3 protein-coding genes and 1 pseudogene are annotated in these 2,086 nt (G+C 68.1%); all 4 read left to right on the top strand.

Annotation, left to right across the window (positions count from 1 at the left end; all coding sequences use genetic code 11):
* The coding region (locus tag CAPSK01_RS19650) for a hypothetical protein (RefSeq protein ID WP_273704141.1) at positions 1 to 1,361 on the top strand (1,361 nt) is incomplete at its 5' end.
* Positions 1,358 to 1,555 carry a hypothetical protein gene (locus CAPSK01_RS19645; RefSeq protein ID WP_034930816.1) on the top strand — a complete coding sequence of 66 codons (198 nt, stop codon included), beginning with the start codon at positions 1,358 to 1,360 and terminating at the stop codon, positions 1,553 to 1,555. The genes CAPSK01_RS19650 and CAPSK01_RS19645, both read left to right, overlap by 4 nt.
* 19 nt (positions 1,556 to 1,574) lie before the next feature.
* Positions 1,575 to 1,820 (top strand): hypothetical protein, encoded by a 246-nt coding sequence (locus CAPSK01_RS19640; RefSeq protein ID WP_034930814.1) that lies wholly within the window; start codon positions 1,575 to 1,577, stop codon positions 1,818 to 1,820.
* Positions 1,817 to 2,086 (top strand): annotated as a pseudogene (locus CAPSK01_RS19635) (hypothetical protein); the annotation flags it as partial. The gene CAPSK01_RS19640 and the pseudogene CAPSK01_RS19635, both read left to right, overlap by 4 nt.

Genomic DNA, 2,086 nt, shown 5'->3' with positions numbered 1-2,086 from the left:
CCGCGTTCGCCGCCGGCACCGATGACGAGAGCGGCAGCCGGCTTCCGATCTACCACCGTGTGCAGATGGAGCAGCAACTGCTCGTCAGCGGCGCAGAGCGCATCCTGTTCATGGCCAGTGCCTGGACCGCGGCAGGCGACCTGATCGAGGAGCAGCACTGCTGGTACTACCCGGACCACGCGCTGCGCCAGCAGATCGTCGACGGGTGGGCGCAGTTCGAGCGTGACCTGACCGCCTACTCTGTGCCCGATCCGGCAGAGCCGGCGCCGCTCGGCAAGGCGCCCGAGTCTCTGCCGGCGCTGCGCATCGAGGTCACCGGCGAGGTCACCGCCAGCAACCTCGCCGAGTTCAAGGCCACCGCACTGGCCGCGATCCGCAGCGTGAACCGCGACCTCCGCACCGACCAAGACTTTGCAGATGCCGAGAAGGCCGTGAAGTGGTGCGGTGATGTCGAAAGCCGCCTCAAGGCCGCCAAGGACCACGCGCTGTCTCAGACCGCCAGCATCGACGCCCTCTTCAAGGCGATCGACGACATCAGCGCCGAGGCGAAGCGGGTCCGCCTCGACCTCGACAAGCTGGTGACGCGCCGCAAGACCGAGGTCAAGGACGAGGCCGTGACGCGCGCACGCCGCGCACTTGACGAGCACGTCGCCGGGCTCAATGCCGAGATCGCGCCGATGCGGCTGCCCGCGCTGCCGGCCGACTTCGCGGGCGCCATCAAGGGCCTGCGCACCGTGGCCAGCATCGAGGACAAGCTCGGCAGCCTGCTCGCCTCGGCAAAGATCGCAGCCGACGCGCAGGCGCGCGGCATCCGCACCAACGTTGCCACCTTCCAGCAGCAGGCCGCTGGCCTTGAGTTCCTGTTTGCCGACTTGGGCCATCTCGTGCATAAGGCGGCCGACGACTTCGGCGCGGTGCTGCAAGCGCGGATCGCCACGCACAAGGCCGCCGAGGAAGCGCGCGAGCGGCAACGCGCCGAGGCCGAAGCCCGCGCGGCCGAGCAACGCCGCCAGGCCGAAGAAGCTGCGCGAAAGGCAGCCGAGGAAGCGGCGGCGCGCGCGGCCATCGCGCAGGCATTGCCAGCAGCACCGGCACCTGCGCCGGCTCCAGTGGTCGCGCTGGTACCGCCTGCACCGGCCGCAGCCGACGAGCCGGCCACGCTCAATCTCGGCACGATCTGCGAGCGCCTGGGCGTCACGATGACCGCCGCATTCGTCGCAGACACGCTGTGCATCAAGCCGGCCCGGACCGCGGGCGCCGCGAAGTTCTACCGCCAGAGCGACTTCGAGCGTGTGTGCTTCGCGCTGCAACGCCACATCGAGCGCGTGCGCCTGGCGCAGCGCGAAGGGGTGGCGGCATGACGGCTTCGCTCATCGACCAAGCCGCCGACTACGCGGAGCTGAAGTCGTCCGAGCACCGCTTGATGGTGCAACGAGCCTTCATGGCAGGCGCCCTGGCCGTGCTGACCAGCAAGACCCCGCGAAACGAACTGATCGCCGAGTGCGTGGCGTTCGGCCGCGCCATTGGCACCCAGGCTGAAAGGGCCACCGCATGAACCCCGCCATCGTGTACGCATGATGACACTGCCGGCTGACGTTGCGCGCTGCCGTGGCCGCGCGTGGCCCGAAGACACGTTTTTGGCGCCGGAGTGCCAGGAGTGCAAGCGCTGGGTAGCGCACTACTGCCAGGATGAAAACGACGGCCCGGTGGCGCACATCGAGCCGCCGACAGCGCGTGATTGCCCGCTGCGCATGCCGGTGGATGAGGGCAAGACGCACAACGTTGGAGTTGAGCCGGTGACACCGGCCACGGAGGAATGATGACCACTGAAGCAACGCCGGGGGCACTCGGCTCGAACGACCAGTTAGGCGCGTGGCAGCCGATAGCTACAGCGCCGATGACGGGCAAGAAGGTGATCCTGTTCTACATGAACCGCAATGCCAAAGCGCGCACCGTGATGGCGCGATGGCTGACGGATGAGCAGGCTGCAGAAACCGACGCCGACGGCGTTGGACTGGAAGGCGGGTGGTACGAGTGCATCAACAACTGGGACGACTACACCGAGGTCGCCATTCATGAAGGCGAG

The sequence above is a fragment of the Candidatus Accumulibacter vicinus genome (assembly GCF_000584955.1).
In the GTDB taxonomy this organism is placed as follows: Bacteria; Pseudomonadota; Gammaproteobacteria; order Burkholderiales; family Rhodocyclaceae; genus Accumulibacter; species Accumulibacter vicinus.
Note: the sequence above shows the minus strand (reverse complement) of the source record. Positions and strands in the feature narration are given on the sequence as shown.